This is a genomic window from Paenibacillus sp. KS1 (assembly GCF_001680695.1).
GTDB classification, from domain to species: Bacteria; Bacillota; Bacilli; order Paenibacillales; family Paenibacillaceae; genus Paenibacillus_B; species Paenibacillus_B suaedae.
This window is the reverse complement of the sequence record NZ_MAIS01000011.1, coordinates 35,640-53,637: the sequence shown is the minus strand read 5'-3', so window position 1 is coordinate 53,637 and position 17,998 is coordinate 35,640. Positions and strand designations below refer to the sequence as shown.

Annotated in this window: 18 protein-coding genes; 16 read left to right on the top strand and 2 right to left on the bottom strand. The window is 45.3% G+C overall.

What is annotated here, in order from left to right:
* Positions 1 to 85 precede the first annotated feature (85 nt).
* The 10 genes from BBG47_RS05795 (at position 86) to BBG47_RS05755 (ending at position 9,890) form a co-directional block, all read left to right on the top strand.
* A complete protein-coding gene (locus BBG47_RS05795; protein WP_094183132.1) occupies positions 86 to 835 on the top strand; it encodes a WecB/TagA/CpsF family glycosyltransferase in 750 nt (249 codons plus the stop codon).
* Between the two features lie 283 nt (positions 836 to 1,118).
* Entirely contained in the window at positions 1,119 to 1,883 is a 765-nt protein-coding gene (locus BBG47_RS05790) for an SDR family oxidoreductase (RefSeq protein WP_065290912.1), read from the top strand.
* Between the two features lie 86 nt (positions 1,884 to 1,969).
* Positions 1,970 to 2,134 (top strand): hypothetical protein, encoded by a 165-nt coding sequence (locus tag BBG47_RS29830; protein ID WP_175400488.1) that lies wholly within the window; start codon positions 1,970 to 1,972, stop codon positions 2,132 to 2,134.
* A gap of 283 nt (positions 2,135 to 2,417) precedes the next feature.
* On the top strand, positions 2,418 to 3,452 hold the full coding sequence (locus tag BBG47_RS05785) for a reverse transcriptase domain-containing protein (protein WP_083189098.1): 1,035 nt from the start codon (positions 2,418 to 2,420) through the stop codon (positions 3,450 to 3,452).
* 385 nt (positions 3,453 to 3,837) lie between these two features.
* Entirely contained in the window at positions 3,838 to 5,334 is a 1,497-nt protein-coding gene (locus tag BBG47_RS05780; RefSeq protein WP_065290911.1) for a monooxygenase, read from the top strand.
* Between the two features lie 168 nt (positions 5,335 to 5,502).
* Positions 5,503 to 6,024 (top strand): MarR family transcriptional regulator, encoded by a 522-nt coding sequence (locus BBG47_RS05775; protein WP_065290910.1) that lies wholly within the window; start codon positions 5,503 to 5,505, stop codon positions 6,022 to 6,024.
* A 450-nt stretch (positions 6,025 to 6,474) separates the two neighbouring features.
* Positions 6,475 to 6,948, top strand: coding sequence for a hypothetical protein (locus tag BBG47_RS05770; RefSeq protein ID WP_083189097.1), 474 nt, complete (start codon positions 6,475 to 6,477; stop codon positions 6,946 to 6,948).
* 35 nt (positions 6,949 to 6,983) lie between these two features.
* Positions 6,984 to 7,664: a response regulator transcription factor gene (locus tag BBG47_RS05765; RefSeq protein ID WP_065290909.1), complete on the top strand. Its 681-nt coding sequence runs from the start codon at positions 6,984 to 6,986 to the stop codon at positions 7,662 to 7,664.
* Positions 7,661 to 9,436, top strand: coding sequence for a sensor histidine kinase (locus BBG47_RS05760; RefSeq protein ID WP_065290908.1), 1,776 nt, complete (start codon positions 7,661 to 7,663; stop codon positions 9,434 to 9,436). Before BBG47_RS05765 ends, BBG47_RS05760 begins: the two co-directional genes overlap by 4 nt.
* Positions 9,423 to 9,890, top strand: a complete 468-nt coding sequence (locus BBG47_RS05755; RefSeq protein ID WP_065290907.1) for a hypothetical protein — start codon at positions 9,423 to 9,425, stop codon at positions 9,888 to 9,890. The genes BBG47_RS05760 and BBG47_RS05755 overlap by 14 nt, the downstream gene beginning before the upstream one ends.
* A 72-nt stretch (positions 9,891 to 9,962) precedes the next feature.
* On the opposite strand, the gene BBG47_RS05750 is transcribed toward BBG47_RS05755, so the two are convergent.
* Positions 9,963 to 10,304: a winged helix-turn-helix transcriptional regulator gene (locus tag BBG47_RS05750; protein WP_021252394.1), complete on the bottom strand. Its 342-nt coding sequence runs from the start codon at positions 10,302 to 10,304 to the stop codon at positions 9,963 to 9,965.
* Positions 10,305 to 10,465: 161 nt separating this feature from the next.
* Here BBG47_RS05750 and BBG47_RS05745 point away from each other — a divergent pair, with 161 nt between their 5' ends.
* The 5 genes from BBG47_RS05745 (at position 10,466) to BBG47_RS05725 (ending at position 14,483) form a co-directional block, all read left to right on the top strand.
* On the top strand, positions 10,466 to 11,032 hold the full coding sequence (locus BBG47_RS05745; RefSeq protein ID WP_065290906.1) for an NAD(P)H-dependent oxidoreductase: 567 nt from the start codon (positions 10,466 to 10,468) through the stop codon (positions 11,030 to 11,032).
* Positions 11,019 to 11,732, top strand: a complete 714-nt coding sequence (locus BBG47_RS05740; protein WP_065290949.1) for an SDR family oxidoreductase — start codon at positions 11,019 to 11,021, stop codon at positions 11,730 to 11,732. Before BBG47_RS05745 ends, BBG47_RS05740 begins: the two co-directional genes overlap by 14 nt.
* Before the next feature lie 276 nt (positions 11,733 to 12,008).
* Complete coding sequence (gene rpoD / locus BBG47_RS05735) at positions 12,009 to 12,905, top strand: RNA polymerase sigma factor RpoD (protein WP_021262698.1); 897 nt, start codon at positions 12,009 to 12,011, stop codon at positions 12,903 to 12,905.
* Between the two features lie 275 nt (positions 12,906 to 13,180).
* On the top strand, positions 13,181 to 13,765 hold the full coding sequence (locus BBG47_RS05730; protein ID WP_065290905.1) for an RNA polymerase sigma factor: 585 nt from the start codon (positions 13,181 to 13,183) through the stop codon (positions 13,763 to 13,765).
* A gap of 157 nt (positions 13,766 to 13,922) precedes the next feature.
* Positions 13,923 to 14,483 carry a GNAT family N-acetyltransferase gene (locus BBG47_RS05725; protein WP_021252389.1) on the top strand — a complete coding sequence of 187 codons (561 nt, stop codon included), beginning with the start codon at positions 13,923 to 13,925 and terminating at the stop codon, positions 14,481 to 14,483.
* Between the two features lie 55 nt (positions 14,484 to 14,538).
* Here the strand turns inward: BBG47_RS05725 and BBG47_RS05720 are convergent, their stop codons facing one another.
* Positions 14,539 to 15,243: a MerR family DNA-binding transcriptional regulator gene (locus BBG47_RS05720; RefSeq protein ID WP_065290904.1), complete on the bottom strand. Its 705-nt coding sequence runs from the start codon at positions 15,241 to 15,243 to the stop codon at positions 14,539 to 14,541.
* 220 nt (positions 15,244 to 15,463) lie between these two features.
* Between BBG47_RS05720 and uvrA the strand changes: the two genes are divergently transcribed.
* On the top strand, positions 15,464 to 17,905 hold the full coding sequence (gene uvrA / locus BBG47_RS05715) for an excinuclease ABC subunit UvrA (RefSeq protein ID WP_065290903.1): 2,442 nt from the start codon (positions 15,464 to 15,466) through the stop codon (positions 17,903 to 17,905).
* Positions 17,906 to 17,998: the final 93 nt, after the last annotated feature.

Here is a 17,998-nt window from a genome sequence, read left to right as displayed (position 1 = left end):
CTATGCCATCATATTCCAAATATTTCAACCTTGTGCGAGAAAATTGTGCTAATATATGGATATACATACCTGAGGAGGCATCATTGTGTCGAACGACTCGCGAATTATGGGGATACCTGTCCCTAAAATTACGATGGAGGATACAGTGCAGATTATAAGTGACGTCATTCACACTAATGACGTCAAGACGCATGAAACGTTCCACGTCGTGACGCTAAATCCCGAAATTACAATGGCTTGTCAACAAGACAAAGAGCTGCGAATGATCATAGATGATGCCGGGCTGCTCACCGCAGATGGGATCGGGATCGTCATGGTATCCCGTTTGAAGGGCAATCCTTTGCCGGAACGGGTGACGGGATGCGATCTCTTATTCAATCTCTTAAAGGAAGGGAATCGGAAGAGTTGGTCATTCTACCTGCTAGGTGCCGAAGAGGAGGTAAGCAGGAGAGCAGTGGAAGTCATCCATGGATCCTATCCTCATGTGCATGTCGCAGGAAGACATCATGGATTTTTCAAACCGGAGGAAGAACTGAAGATCGTCAACGATATTGCTGCCGTGAAGCCGGATGTATTAATTGTTGCACTCGGGGCGCCCTATGCAGAGCGCTGGATTCACAAGTACAAGCACCAGCTTCATTCCCGCGTGGCGATTGGTGTCGGCGGAAGTCTGGATATTGTGGCAGGAAAGGTCAAGAGAGCGCCGGCCATATGGCAGAAGTTTAATCTGGAATGGCTGCATCGGCTGTTGAATCAACCATCTCGGTGGAAGAGACAAATGATTTTGCCGCGATTTGCGATTAAAGCCGTCTTGTATAAAGAACAAAAGAGATGAGCCTGCGATCATTCGTTAGAACGATACTTTGTACAAAGGCTTTATCGATATGCTTCGGAGGTTCCCGTCCATTATAAGTTAATAGTTGAATGGGAGAGGGAGACAGAAGCGAGAGAGTTGTTGTTCACTGTAAAGAGTTCAGGCAATCAAGCATCATGATGTTGATTTCAGGGAGGGGGAACCCTCCTTTTTTTCATTGGATTGCGTACATATGAAAAAGCAACATATCGAATTTCACCTTGTGTTATAACAAAGATGAACCTATATACAAGGAGATGAAACGATGAAACGTTTGCAAGGGAAAGTCGCTGTCGTAACAGGTGCAAGTCGGGGGATCGGGCGCGCGATTGCAATGCGTCTTGCACAGGAGGGAGCCCTAGTTGCGGTGCATTATGGGAGCAGAGAAGAACAAGCTGTGGAAGTGGTTCAGCACATTCAACAACATGGAGGAACTGCGTTCAAAGTAGGTGCGGATGTGAGTAGAATAAGCGGGATCGCGCAACTGTATGAGACATTGGATCAGAAGCTCCGTGATTATACAGGGGATCATCGTTTTGATATTTTGGTAAATAACGCTGGCATTGGACAAATAGTAACGCTGGAGGAAGCGACGGAAGAATCGTTTGACGAAGTGATGAATATCAATGTCAAAGGTCCCTTCTTTGTCATTCAACAGGCGCTGCCGCGAATCCATGATGAAGGGCGTATTATTAATATATCTTCTTTTGTCACGCGAGTGGCTTCGCCAGCCGTCTTTGCTTACAGTATGACTAAGGGAGCGATCAACACGCTAACAATGGCTTTAGCTAAGCAGCTTGGGAACCGCAAAATCACCGTGAATGCAATTCTGCCCGGAATCATTAATACGGATATGAATGCCGGAACATTAGGGAATCCAGATGGACAGAAGTATGCGGCCGGACTGTCAACGTTTAACAGATGGGGAGAACCAGAAGATATAGCGGATATTGCTGCCTTTCTGGCATCAGCAGACAGTCGCTGGGTTACTGGCCAGTTAATCGACGGAAGTGGTGGGTCAAAATTGTAATTGCTGTAATCATTCATGGAGAGGGAATCCCCCTCTCCATTGTTTGTGCGACGGGCAGTCGTAACTTTAGCGAGCTAATCGCTAAAATGCGAAAGCGTGAAGCACGCAGCGGCAGGATGAGTCGGCGACTGTGCGAATATAACGGGAAGCCTAAGGAAAAAAATCGTTGTCCAAAGAACCAGACGGGGGACGGTGGCTCATCAGGTGAAGGTGCTGGGTATGTTCAGAAGGAAGATACGATGACTCCGTGAGGTTCTCTGCTTCCCTGTAATGGATGATTACATATAAGGCTTCGCCGAAGTAGTAATCATGGTAGAGAATTCAGACGTTCTCATAGTACGGAAGTAGGCAGATGACTAAACATCTGTCGAACGGAAGGGGGACGACCTCGTGGTCAAACACTTGAATGTGGTGCCGAACAACCGTAACGTTACCGCGGTAAGAACGAACGGACTGGGCACGATGAAAGGTAGGAGATAGACTTGAATCAAACATTGAAGCTAAAATGGCACAGCATATACGGGCAGATTCTGTTTGATAGAAAACTTTATAAGGCATGTTATCTATGACTGTGATATACGCGGGTTCTTCGACAACATACCCCATAATAAATTGATGGGGATATTGACGAAATACATCGCAGACGGCACAGTACTGGATATGATTTGGAAATGGCTTAAGGCTGGATATTTGGAAGAAGGAAAGTATCATGAAGTGGATGCAGGAACCCCCCAAGGAGGCGTCATATCGCCTCTTCTAGCCAACTTGTATCTAAACGAATTAGATTGGAGACTAGAAGAACATGGAATCCGTTTTGTACGATACGCGGATGATTTTCTGTTATTCGCGAAAACAGAAGAGGAGATCCAAAAAGCTGCCGAAGTTACCCGTGAAATGCTGCAAGAACTAGGGTTGGAGGTCGCTATAGAGAAAACCAAAACGGTTAACTTCAAGAATGACGATTTTGATTTTCTGGGATACACGTTTCAACACTGGCGGGAGCGAAAGAGAGACGGCAAGCCCTATTTCATAGCAAAACCAAAAGAAGCGACATGGAAGGACTTCAAAAAGAAGGTTAAAGCCAAAACACAGAAAACCCTAACGCTGAACAAGAAAACATGGCTAGAACGCGTCAATCCGATCACTCGAGGAAAAGTAAACTACTTCCTAAACTTGTATAAAGCCGTTGAGGAAAACAAGCGATACGGACAAGAAAGTCGTTGCTTCTTCAACGTTTGCAAAAACCAGCTCTTGGATATGGACGGATATGTGAGACAACGGTTGCGGGTCGCCATGATCCACAATTACCCGACCCAAAGAAAAGGTCATGCGATGAAAACGAAATGGAACAATGAATTCTTTGCTCGAATCGGACTTATTCCAGCTTACTGGCTTTATTACTGCACACAATATGGCTACTCACTCGAAGAATATATATGCTACATGAAAAACAGACAAAAGACAAAACACGCCCAAAGAGTGCAGAAAGCAAAAGAACGAGGACAAGAGTATTACACTCCCGACCTCGTTCGCAAAATGCAATATGCACAACGATTAGCGACATATTGATCTCAAGTTGAATCACGTTGGTGAGCCGTATGCCTTAATAGGGCACGTGCGGTTCGATAAGGGGGAAGCCATGTGAGTGGTTCCCCTACTTTATTACTACTTGATTCCATTTGTTTTGAACAAATGACGAGGAGAATGAATTCGAATTCGTTATATAGATATTGTAAAAATAAGGGAACTGAATTATAATAATATTGTTACATTCGCAACGATAATATTATTGATGTCTCAAGCTTCCTACACAGATAGCTCAGGCGAATTCGTAAGAAATGGAGGGTTAGGTCACAACTAAGAAAGCAATGCACTAACTGTTACGTATGTAACAATAATTTGTCCTTATGCCGGATCGTTTTTGTCTTTAGTTCAAAACGAAGGAGTGGTGTAGATGAAATATGAAGTAATTATCGTAGGTGCTGGCCCTGTTGGACTGATGCTGGCTTCAGAGTTGGCACGGTTTGGCGTAAATGCATGCATTCTCGAACGTCAGACTGAACCTGGGATATTTTCAAAAGCAACCAATCTTCATCCTCGATCCTTGGAGATCCTTGAAATGAGAGGATTGCTCGGGAGTTTTATAAAAGAAGGTTATATGATGCCGACCGGTCATTTTTCATCGCTGCCAACAAGACTGGATTTTACTGTCCTCGATACACGCTCAAATCATGTTTTATTCATCCCGCAAACGGTAACGGAGAGAGTTCTCGAAGAAGAGGTGCGCAGCTTCGATGTTCCTTTTCATAGGGGAGTTGATGTTGTGAGTGTTCAACAAGATGAAGAGTTGGTTGAAGTCGTTGCTGTTGGTTCACAGGGTGTGATTACATTCCAAGCAGAATATGTGATTGGTGCAGATGGAGCAGGAAGCATCGTTCGCAAACAATCACATATTCCATTTGACGGGTCGGACAGCACGATGACTGGTGCGTTAGGTGATGTAACGCTCGGCCAACCACCGGTTGGAAATGCATTGATAGAATTCAATCAGCATGGCAATGCGATGATTATACCGCTTCCGGAGGCTAAATACCGCATTGTGGTTGCCGATCCCGTGTGCTCGAAGTATCCAAAAGAAATGCCTGTCACTCTAGAGGAATTAAGAAGCAGCATGCAACGCATTTGCGGTACTGATTTCGGTATGTCCGATCCTGTATGGATGTCGCGGTTCGGCAATGCCACCCGAATTGCGAGACAATACCGTTCCGGTCGCGTATTTCTGGCCGGTGATGCTGCACATATACACTTTCCATCTGGGGGACAGGGACTTAACGTTGGTATGCAAGAAGCGATGAACTTGGGCTGGAAATTGGCAGGTGAAATTCAAGGCTGGGCGCCTGATTGGCTGCTTGACAGTTATCATCAGGAACGACATCAGGTTGCCGACAGCGTGCTGCGCAACACCGAAGTGCAGACGAAATTGATTGATTTTACGCCAGCAGGCTTAGAACTAAGAAAGACGATAGCCCACTTGTTGACATTCCCTGAGGCCAATCGATACTTAGCTGAACGTATTTCTGCATTGGATGTTTTATATGAACAAGATCCAGAGATGCCAACCCATGTTCTCAATGGGACGAGGTTACCTAATCTAGATCTTTACCTTGCCAACGGTGAGTTCACTTCCTTGTATTCACTCCTGCATACAGGTTGCTATATATGTCTACTGCTTGAAGATAAATTACCTGATTCTGTTGAGGTTCCCACATCCGCTCCATTGCGAATCATACAGGCCACCATTGCGGCACGACGCGCGGGTTGGGAAGACGTATATGCGGTTCTTATTCGACCTGACGGACATGTAGCATGGGCATTACGCAAGCATTCCGATGCACGATCTGAACTGCCTGCACTATTGCAATATGGAATCCAACGCTGGTGTTCGCGATAAATTACTCGCTTGACTCTTCTCTTCTGACTTCCTAATTCGCATCTGCTCCCATGCAGCCAATACTATGTTGCTGATCTTGCTAATCGACATGAACAACGCATGCCACCTGCTATTCTGCTGGTGAAGGATAGGGTATAATAGAAGCATTAGTTTACGCGGAGGAAGGGCATGGATCAAGTAAATTCACCTTATAGCAAGCATGCATTGTACGACATATTTGTCGAACTCATTCATCAGCAGGAGGAGCATGAGGATGCGATTCAGAAGATTATAGTCCAAGAGTTGAGGAAGCTGGGTGATGAGTTCAGTGAGGAGTTGCAACTCAATGTAACAGAGCTTCACGTCATTTCCAGCATAGGAGAGCATGAGCCTATTAATGTTACGGCGCTCGCGGATCGATTGCGAACGTCCAAAGCCACTATATCCCGAATATGCTCCAAGTTATTGTCTTATGATTTCATACGAAGAACACAACTAAGCGATAATAAGAAAGAAGTTTATTTCCGCTTGAATCCGAAGGGAAAGAAACTGAATGTATTGCATGAACGGGTGCACGGTCAACTAGAACAGCGGTTTCTAGGCATCCTCGATCATTATGATGAAGATGAATTGCTTATCGTTCAAAAGGTGTTTCGCGACATCTTGAATAATTGGACGTTCATTCATGAAGATTTGGAGACACAAGGGTAGATATTCACAGATGTGCCCAGTCCATTGCTGTATGGGCTGGGCTGCTTTTTTCGCAAATGAATGCCCGAATACGCCTACGCAGAATTGTTGCCACGCATTTCCCACCCGAGAATTCAGGTTGGCCGCCAACTATCTTTGCAAATGTTTGACAGAGTCATTCCTCGCTGTACATTGCTTATCGACACACCCTCTTATATCCAAAAAATCTAGGAACAGTTATGACATCAATAGGTTGTGAACCAAATCAGCGATTGAAAGAAGTACATACGTGGATCGATATTGCTCATACTAATGCTAGCTCTCTGTATCCATTTCCTAGTTAATTCAATGAAGGCCACTTGAAATTGTCCACTTACATATGTTCGGAGTCCTTTCATACCGTGTACACATGATGAACACAAATGATCTCTATAATAACCTTTGTAAACCTGAATGTGGGAGGCCATTTCAATGAACAAAGGGATAACAATAATATTTATTGGTGCTATCGTAACCATGTCCGTATTAACCAGCCAAGTCTATGCAGATGTACCGGGTGCAGTAAGCGGTCTAATGACTCCTCCAGCTCCACAGGCTGATGAGGTTAATCCTTATGAAGTTGCAGACATCGATGATCCTCAGGAAGTGAACGACTTCATCGTTAACCTGCAATCTGCTGTCGCTGCCAATGATAAGAAGGCAGTCGCGGAAATGGTATCGTACCCGCTGCGTGTGAACCAAGCTGGGCATTCCACGCAAATCGCAAGCAAGACTGCGTTTGTGAAGCAATACAACAGCATCATAACGAAAAAAGTGAGACAGAAGGTATTAGCACAAGAAGTAAACAAGTTGTTCGTTAACTACAATGGCGTTATGATAGGCGATGGTGAAATGTGGATTAGTAAAATTGATGGTAAAATCGCGATATATGCAATGAATTTATAACGCTGACGATTAATGTATAAATGGAGAGTGCGGTAATGGGGCGAAAGGTACTACTCGTGGAAGACGACGCTCTCATTCGTGAGTTCGTATCAGATTATTTCAAACAAGAGAATTGGGATGTGCACGAAGCCGAGAACGGTCTACAAGCGATGGAACTGTTCGGGCAGATTGCCGTCGATCTAGTCATCCTGGATATTATGATGCCGGAAATGGATGGCTGGTCCGTATGCAGGCGTATCAGACGTCAATCCAATGTCCCGATCATTATCATTACGGCTAGGGCAGAGGATGATGATCAGATTATGGGCTTCGAGCTTGGAGCAGATGAATATGTGACGAAGCCGTTCAGTCCCAAGGTGCTGTTAGCAAGAGCCAAAACCCTAGTGAAGCGAGCTGAAGGCACGCTGGGCAGAGATGGCGACATTACTTTATATGGAGAAATCAGCGTGAATCGGCGCTCACATACCGTTCAGGTAGGTGGAGTTCCTGTATCGTTAACACCAAAGGAATATGACATGCTGCTCTACTTTATGAAGCATGAGGGGTCTGTACTATCGCGGGACAGTATCTTGAATGGTGTCTGGGGCTACGATTATTTTGGCGATCTACGCACAGTCGATACGCATGTGAAGAAGCTGCGTGCGAAGCTCGGCTCAGAGCAGCAGTGGATACAGACCATTATTCGTTCCGGATACAAGTTCGAGGCACCTAGATGAAGAAGAGGAGTGTAACGACCAAATTATTTGCTGCAACCTCAATATTTGTCTTGGTTCTACTGGGATCTATATTAATTGGTCAGAAGCTTTTCTTCGAACGGTATTATCAAAGCTCGAAAATTCAGGATCTCACGACAGCGGTAGAAGGGTTCAGCTATACATTCGCGCAACAGCCTGCAGACAGAAACACGGCTGCGCGGTATATCGGAACGATCATGAATGAATATGATGCGAGTGCCGCTATTCTTGATAAACGCTTTCAAAATCTGCGATTAGAACCATACTATATCGATATAAAGGTTAGAGATAAGACAGTAACGATACGGATTACTTCTGATGGGATGCAATCTGGCGATATTCCGCAGAAACTGAACGCAGGCGATATCATTACGGTGGAGGGCTTCTTCATCGACGAACAGAATCAAGTTATGAAGCCCGTTACGATTACGAAGTCCGCTGCTTTGGCTGCGGAACCGAACAGTGGACATAGCCAAGTGACGGGTGTCATTACAGAGCTGCTGCTGCCAGATCAGAGAAGCTATAATCCGTATTATCAGAACATGCTGGTCGAGCAAGCGCTGAGAGAATGGATGGCACAAGAGATGGATTCCTTGTCACAGCTGGGGGAAGGGCAGGCTGCTCACATGAAGTGGAGCGATCCATGGAGCGGTGTGAATTATATGCTGGTGCTTGAGCGGCTCCGAAGCGGGAACGAGGACATGTCCTATATGTTCGTCATGACATCTCTGCAGCCGGTTAGCGAGGCGGTAAGTCTATTAACAAGCTATTTCATATATGTGGTACCCAGCGTGATTATGATTTTACTCTTATTATCCTTTGTATTTTCCAGAATAGTGTCGAAGCCGCTAGTAGCCTTGAGCCAATTGGCTGCCCGCATGGCGAATCTAGACTTCACCGTTCGCACGCCGATCCGCTCGCAGGATGAGTTCGGCGAGCTGTCGCGAAGCTTGAATATATTGTCCTCGAATCTCGATGATACACTGCGGGAACTGACCAATGCGAATACAAAGCTGCAGGAAGATATGCAGGAGAAAGCACGATTGGAACGGCTCCGCAAAGAACTGATCGCGAATATCTCACACGAACTGAAGACCCCGCTCGGAATTGTCAAGGGGTTCGCCGAAGGGTTGCAGGACAATGTTGCATACGACAAGCGAGATCGTTATGTAGCTCACATTCTGTCCGAAGTAGATAAGATGAATGCATTGATTATGGATATGCTGGAGTTGTCCAGATATGAAGCGAAGGCGGTAAGACTGAATCGAAGCAATTATTTGATCGATGAACAGGTTCGCAAGGCCGTTGACTCGTTCGATGTTCAGCGGAGCAGTAAACAGTTGATCATCGAGTTCACGTCAGAAGAGCATGTACGTGTGACGGCCGACGCTAGACGAATGGAACAGGTTATCGTGAACTTGCTGAGCAATGCCATTCGGTATGCCTTTGAACATAGCACAATTCGAATTGCATTGAACCGCATATCAACAGAGCAATATAGTTTTCAGATTGACAATAACGGGCCTCAACTATCAGAAGAACAGCTTCTACGGGTATGGGAGCAATTTTACCGAGGTGAGCGCTCGCGGGATCGCAAATCCGGCGGAACAGGCTTAGGGCTGGCGATCTGCAGGCATATTCTTGAACTGCACGGCAGCACGTATGGGGTAGAGAACACGAAGGATGGCGTATCGTTTTATTTCACAGTAGCTCGATCAATAGGTGAAGTGGGTGACAACAATGTACACGAATAAATCGCAATGGCTTCTTATTAGTCTTATATTGTTCATGCTGCTGAGCGCATGCGGAACAACAGGAACAGCAGACTCAGGTAAGAACGCTCAACCAACGCCTGCAGCGAAGGAGAAGGTTAAGCAGGAAACTCCAATACTGGTTGTCGTCGACCAGTCGACGTATCCAGGCCAATCCGAGCATCATTTTTATTTTCAAGTGGAGCAGCTCCCTAAAGGATATGCACTAGCCGAGATGAGTTGGAAATCAGAGAAAACAGACATTATCAATACGACAAAGCAAGCTATCGAACATGGTGGAAATGGGGAGGATGGCTTCTATATTAGCGGAAATCATCAATTTTCAGGATTTATCTATGACGAACAGTTAAAGGGAGAGAATGGTGAGGTCACCTTCGTATTCCGCAACGATGCTGGTGAAGAACGGAAATGGAAGAAGAAGCTCACGTTGAAGTGAACAGACGCGAATGAAGTTCTGCATCAATAGCCGGAGTCAGGCAGTCAGTGCTTGCTCCGGCTTCATTTACATTCATAACTGTAATCCGAATCTCTTCAGCTCAATGAATGTCCCTTCCAGTAGTTTGCCTCTCTCTGTTAGCGAATACTCTACGCGGGGAGGAACCTCAGGGTATACTTTTCTCATCACAATGTCGTGCTGCTCCAGTTCCTTCAATCGAAGCGAGAGTGTCTTCGGACTTATTCCATCCATTGCTTTCAATAAATCGCTAAACCGCATTGTTCCCTCGATCAACAAGTCACGAATAATCAAAAACGTCCATTTCGTACCAATTATATCAAGCGTTTTCGCGATAGGGCAGGTTTGACCAGGGGTTCCTTTTGTCAATGTTACAGGTTCAGATGGATGAAGCATGATCGATCCTCCTCAACAATTTTTAGATGTTACGTCCCATCATAACACAATACTTCCCTAACGGAAATAAGCTGAATAAAATATCAGTACTTCCTTAAAGGAATTATTGAGTATTATACTGTTCTTGCAGCCAATACTTCACACTCAAGGAGCTGAATTCGATGAAAAATATTCTGATTATTAACGGTCATCAACAATACCGTTCTTCTGAAGGGAAACTGAACAACACCTTAATGGAAAACATGGTTCGTGTGTTACGTCCACACCACAATGTCAATACAACAGTTATCCAAAATGGTTATAACATCGAGGAAGAACAGAAGAAATTTTACTGGGCCGATGTTGTCATTTATCAGACACCAATCTATTGGTTCAGTGTACCAGGTCTGCTCAAAACCTATATGGATGAGGTGTATGCATACGGTACATTCTTCACTGGTTCCGAACAATATGGCGCAGGTGGATTGCTGACAGACAAGAAATACATGCTCTCCACGACTTGGAACGCCCCATCCTCTGCATTTGAGAGAAAGGATCAATTCTTTGAAGGGGAGGGCTTGGACAATGTTCTAAGTCACCTTCATCGCATACACAAGTTTCTCGGTATGAAACCTTTACCAAGCTTTTCTTGCTACGATGTAGTTAAGAACCCGAACATTGATCACTATATTGCCAATCTTGAGCAGCACTTAATGGAGGTATTCACAGATGAATATGTTGCACAATAAGAAGGTTGTATTTATCGGTGGCAGCTCCGGCATCGGACTTGAATCTGCTAAGCAAGCGATTGCTCATGGAGCTGAAGTCGTCATAGCAAGCCGTTCCGAGAACAAGCTGCAGCATGCCAAGGAACAGCTTGGAATGAAAGCATCGGTTCAACAGCTTGACCTCACGATTGAACATGAGGTAGAGCAATTCTTTCAGAATATTGGATCATTTGACCATCTTGTCGTAAGTGCGGCAGAGACGTCTGGCGGCCCGTTCCTGAAGACGGGTACGACTCAGGCAAGACAATTGTTCGAGAATAAATTCTGGGGACAATATTATGCAGTCAAATACGGCGCTCCAAAGCTGTCTCCTAATGGCTCAATCGTGTTATTTTCTGGCGTTGTTGCCTATAAATCGATGATCGGTTCATCTATTCTCGGCGCGGCCAATGCTGCTGTATCCAATATGGGGAAGACGGTAGCGTTGGAACTTGCGCCAATTCGGGTAAACGTTGTATCACCAGGAATCATGGATACACCTTCTCGAAGCAAGATGACGGAAGAAGCACGCCAGCAATTGTATGAATCGATCGCAAGCCGTCTTCCCGTACAGCGTGTAGGAACTCCAGAAGATGCTGCGCAGAGCGTAATGTATCTACTCACGAATTCATTCGTGACCGGTACCGTTATCCATGTAGATGGCGGACACGTATTAACGTAAAGCTCCATCATAAGCACTTTGCAGCATAATTCACAGACGAGAAACATAAAAACCCCCCGGCATGAATGCCGGGGGGTTCATTGTATGATCAACATACAAATATTAGTATTGAAAAATTACTAGGTATATGTTACTATAGTGTGTGCTCTTAATTTTTACATGCAATTAAAATAAATCATATCATAGACTTTTTTCTTTGTCAATTATGAGTAATTCACTCACATACCGGAAAAAAACGGCTCGAATACGTACGCATACTTTTAGGGGGGCGACAGTTTGACTAACGAAGAACACAATGAGCAAACTCATTCAGATGCAGATATTAATTTACTACCTCCAGGAGTCAAGATAGATGACTCTGTGCGGATGTATCTAAAGGGAATTGGCCGGGTTGGTCTTCTAAGCACCGAAGAAGAAGTAGATTTGGCTAAACGTATTGCAGAAGGCGATGAAGAAGCGAAGAAAATGCTTACAGAAGCTAACCTTCGCTTGGTCGTGAGCATTGCAAGACGGTATGCCGGGCGAGGCATGTCACTCTTAGATCTTATTCAAGAGGGCAACATGGGTCTGATTAAAGCTGTAGATAAATTTGATTATACAAAAGGCTTTAAATTCAGTACTTATGCCACATGGTGGATTCGACAAGCAATTACGCGCGCGATCGCCGATCAGGCAAGAACGATTCGTATTCCAGTTCATATGATTGAAACGATCAATAAGCTTGTTCGTGTCTCCAGACAGCTGGTGCAGGAGCTTGGCAGAGAGCCTGAGGTAGAAGAGATCGCTAAGGAAATGGAATTGAGTGTGGAGAAGGTTCGCGAGATTATGAAGATCTCTCAAGATCCAATCTCACTGGAAACTCCAATCGGGGAAGAGCATGATACCAAGCTTGGCGACTTCATCGAGGATCAGGACGCCCAATCTCCAGTAGAATCAGCAGCTTATGAGTCCTTGAAGACACAGCTAGGTGATGTCCTTGATACGCTCACTGAACGTGAAGAGAATGTTCTTCGCTTGCGCTTCGGACTCGATGATGGTCGTACTCGGACATTGGAAGAAGTAGGCCAAGTATTTGGTGTTACGCGTGAGCGGATTCGCCAAATCGAGGCAAAGGCTTTGCGTAAGTTAAGACATCCAAGCCGCAGCAAACGCTTGAAGGACTACATCGAATAATGAAATGATATGCAAATGAATGAAGCTGCGTTACACTTCAACGGGTTGGAGTGTAATGCGGCTTTTTTTCGTGCAGGCGTACAGGTTTTCACCAACAAGCATGAAAAGCAACAATTTGTAACAATGATTTGGGGAATATCATTTATTTTTCATCTGAACTTCATATTATCTTCATAAGTTTATGTTATTGTATGTTCGATAGAGCACGATAACGTACCCAAGCAAGTATACACATATTGCGTTTGCGCGATGGGGTAAGGATATTTGGAGGAACCATGAACACCAGCATAGATCAGATTCAACAACTCGTACTCGCCGGAGATGAACGCGTATATACGAAATTATATATCGAATATCGTAGCTTGCTAGTTCAGCACGCTTATCGTTATGTCCGCAATCAACAAGACGCAGAGGATGTTGTACAAGAGGCGTTTATTCGCATATTTCGAAATTTGCATCGGTACAACTTCTCTTGCAAAATATGCAGCTGGATGAAGCTTATTGTAAAAAATCTATGCATTGATCTCATACGGCAGCGTAGTCGTAAACCTGCCGTACATTTTACGGAGAACATTGCCTACGAAAATCAAGAACAACCATTAATCGAAACCCTGCAGGATCAGACTCAAGGACCTGAACAGCAAATTCTTGAACAAGAAGTTCAACACAACGTAATTAACATCGTGAATGAAATGCCCGATGCATATCGAGATGTGTTCCGGCTGCGTTACTTATCGGAATATTCGCTTGCAGAAATATCGAATGTCTTGTCCCTTGAAATCAATACGGTGAAATCCAGACTGTTTCGAGGAAAGAAATATTTACGCAAACAGGTTGACAGTGGTCATATTTGCTCCTGACCAATTATGTAAATAGTTACAACTTATTTATCATTGACCATTCATCATTGGACATGTGTACAATAATAGATGACAGCTATTACAGATGACTCTCATCCCTCAGGAGGGCAATACTAGAGGATGATCAGCTGTCATTACTCTTCAGGAGGTATCATTCATGATTCGCAAAGCTACACCAGAAGACAGCAAGTACATTATCCCTCTGATGATGGAGGCGATCGGCACCATCGCCTATGAACTATCTGGAACTACGAACAGAGATGAGACGATGCGCATACTCGAGCAATTCTATAAGCAGCCCGACAACCGCTTGAGCTGGAAGAACAGTATGGTCTGGTTGCAAGAAGATGTACCCGTCGGCTATGCATTGGCTTATGCGGGGTACAAGCTGGTCGAATTGGATCGCCCATTGGAGGAACGTTTATCTACTCTTCAAGGCAATCCTGTTCAACTTATCAAAGAAACAGAAGGGGAAGAGTACTACTTGGATTCATTGGCTGTAGATTCTTCTCAGCGTGGATTAGGGATCGGAACGAAGCTCATGAAGGCGTTCGAATTAGAAGCAGCTCAATTCGGGTTCAGCATCGCCTCGCTGTTAGTGAACGTTGCGAACACGCGAGCGAAGCAATTGTATGAAGCACAAGGGTATACAGCAGATGGCAAGATCATAACAATTGCAGGGGAAGATTATGAACATATGGTGAAAAAGGTACAGTAACGTAATCACGAATGCAGAAGAAGCGACAACTTAGTTGCAGTCACTTTACGATAACTTACATCAGCTGCAGCACCTTGCACAGTTTAACAAGTTCATGTACTCCTCGGAATTGCTGGCGATTTCGATCATGGAGGCTGCGGATAGCATTTTCCGTCACTTTTTTGGCCTGCTCGATGCTGTGATGGTCAAGAGCATCTACAATTTCTTTCATGCTTTTGAGAAAATATAACGTACTGCGCAAGGTGCGAAGCAGCAATATTTTGCGGATATGCAGCGCGTTGAATATCCGATACCCGTTCTCGGGATTGCGTTCCGGGATGATTAACCCTTCCTTCTCCCAATGTCGGATGGCAGACGCGGCAACCCCTGTATATTCAGCAGCTTCGCCGATGGTCATTGGGCTCTTGTATGACTTATTCCCTATAGTCGGCAGGTCAATCTGCTCCAATACCGTTAGCAATTGATTTGCCACAACCTTCTCCTGATGCAAGTTAGCCTGTTCCTCATTGACAAGCCAGAAGGCTTCGTCCACCTCTTCTTGCTGTATATGCTTAAGAACTGTACAAGTTAGCCCCACCCCAAAGCCAGGGAACAACGCACGAAGACATCGAAAATAAGCAAGATGTACGTCGGTGTACAACCTGTATCCATTCGCATCGCGATCCGGTGCAGGAACCACTCCCCAGGATTCATAATGCCGAAGAGCACTCGTACTGATATGAAGTGCCCTTGCGATATCCACAGGCTTGTAATACTGCATGTCTTTCCTCCTCATCTAGTAATGATCTCACTGTATCAGATCGCTTCCCATAAAATCAAATCTTCTAGTAAAACCTTAAAGCACCGTGCTAAAGTTTTGCACGATAAGTCTGTGTCTATCAACACATTTTTTTATAAAACTCTAGCACTTGCATGAATGTTGTAAAGTGGATCATGTAACTCGTATTTCACCGTCACTTTAGAATGATGGAGGGTGCTGCATGAAAGATGTTATCCGTATTCAAGGCGCAAGAGAAAATAATTTAAAGAATGTGACATTAGACATTCCAAAGCATCAGCTTATCGTGGTTACGGGTCCTTCCGGCTCGGGTAAATCAACACTTGCTATGGACATATTGCAGCGGGAATGCCAGAGGCAGTATGTGGAGTCTAGTGGAATATCCGCCGAATCCATTGCCAAGCCTAATGTCGATTCGATTACTGGACTTGCACCGTCTATCTCGATTGGACAGCATGTGACGAACCGCAATCCTCGCTCAACTGTTGGGACGATTACGGATATGTACACGTATTTGCGGACAGTCTATGAGAAAAAGGGAGTTAGGACATGTAAGTTCTGTGGAGAGAGCATATCTCCTTCTTCCGTAGACGTTGCAGGTGAGTCAATGAAGTGTCCAGCCTGCTCACAGCCACACATGCCACTGACGAAGGCGGATTTTTCCTTCAATACACCAAGCGGTGCGTGTTCCACGTGCAGTGGTTTAGGGACCATAGTCGATATTCAAGTTGAGGCTGTATTCAACAAGGAGAAAACGATTCGTGAAGGCGCCGTAACCTTCTGGTACGAATCCCTAACTGATTATCAAGCCAACATTATTGAGGCGGCAGGGAAGCATTATGGCTTGGATATGAGTGGGCCGCTGCACAGTTTCAGCCCTGTACAATGGGAATTATTGAAGCATGGGGTGGAGAGCGAAGCATTTGCATGTCACTTCCCGAATATTGAACCGCCCAAAACAGTTGGCAAAGGCCGATTTAAAGGTGTACTGACTGCAATGTGGCAGAAGTACAAGGAGCGGAATGGGCAGTCAAGCGAGGCGGCTTATTTTACGACTCAATCATGTCCCGATTGCAGGGGAGATCGTCTGAAGCCCGAGAGCAGGACAGTTACCGTCGAAGGCCGTACCCTGCCTAGCCTAGCGAGATGCTCGTTAGAAGAGCTGAATGATTGGTTGCTTGCCGTTCATGCGAAGTCTCGTATGGAAGGCGATATGATCCTTCTAGCCGTACTCGAAGAACTCCTTGGTAAAATAAAGCGCGTCATTCTTGTAGGACTTGGCTACTTATCGCTCGACAGACAGATGATCACATTATCAGGCGGAGAAGCGCAGCGACTACGGCTAGCATCGATCCTTGGCTCTGGGTTAACTGGTGTACTGTATGTCCTTGATGAGCCGACCACCGGCCTTCATCCAAAGGATACAGATGGTCTGATCAAGGTGATGAAGGAATTGCGCGATATGGGTAATACTGTACTCATGATCGAGCATGATACACGTGTGATGCAGCAGGCGGATCACATTATCGATATCGGCCCAGGGTCAGGTCGGTTCGGAGGAGAGATTGTTGGGCAAGGCACGCTTAAGCAACTTATGGAACAGACTTCCTCCGTGACTGGACATTATGTTAGAGCGCAATCACGTCTTCAATCCAAATGCCGACAAGGCAATGGGGATGTCATCTCCATTCATGAGGCAACCCTTCATAACTTGAAGCAGGTATCCGTGTCATTCCCATTAGGCAGTCTGATCTCGGTATCTGGAGCCTCAGGTTCTGGCAAGTCGACACTCGTATTCGATCTGTTGGCAAATGCCAGCGGCACTGGAGGCCGAGTTGAAGGATGCCGGGAAGTCACAGGGCTGAATAAAGTTAACAGCATCATTACTGTAGATCAATCTCCCATATCGCGAATGCAGCGCTCGAGTGTGGCAACTTATACAGATCTGTATACCTTGCTTCGCAAGGTGTTCGCCTCACTTCCAGAAGCAAAGGCACGTGGCTTGAACGAGAAATATTTTTCCTTCAATTCACCGGGCGGAAGATGTGAGCAGTGCGAAGGACTCGGTATCGTCGAAGTCGATATGCACTTCCTCCCGCATCTGCGTGTGCAATGTCCAGCTTGTCATGGCAAGCGGTTTATTCCGGAAGTTCTGGCCGTTACGTATGAAGACTACACCATAGCTGACATTTTAGAGCTCAGTATTGAAGAGAGTTTATCACTATTTAAGGGCCACCCAAAAATGGCGAAGCTGCTTAAGCTGTTGTGTGATGTTGGTATTGGCTATCTCCAATGGGGACAATCTGTAACAACGCTTTCCGGTGGGGAAGGGCAGCGCTTAAAGCTTGCTAGGGAACTGAGTGCACCTGCTAACGGTCACACCCTGTATCTGTTGGACGAACCGTCTTCAGGCTTGCATCCGCTCGATATACACAAGCTGTATGTATTATTGGATAAGCTTGTAGATGCCGGAAATACCGTAATCTTGGTCGAACATAATACCGATCTGATTGCGGCATCAGATTGGGTCATTGATATGGGGCCAGGCGGAGGCAACTCTGGAGGTCAGGTTATAGCGGCAGGTACACCGGAGCAAATCGTTAGCTCTGAAGCGTCTTGTACAGGAACCTATTTATCGATATAGATATAACTGCGCTAGGGTAGTGTCATATAACAAATATGCAGTATTTCAATTGGATGCGAAAAAAGCCGGCCAGATCCATGATGTGATCTGGCC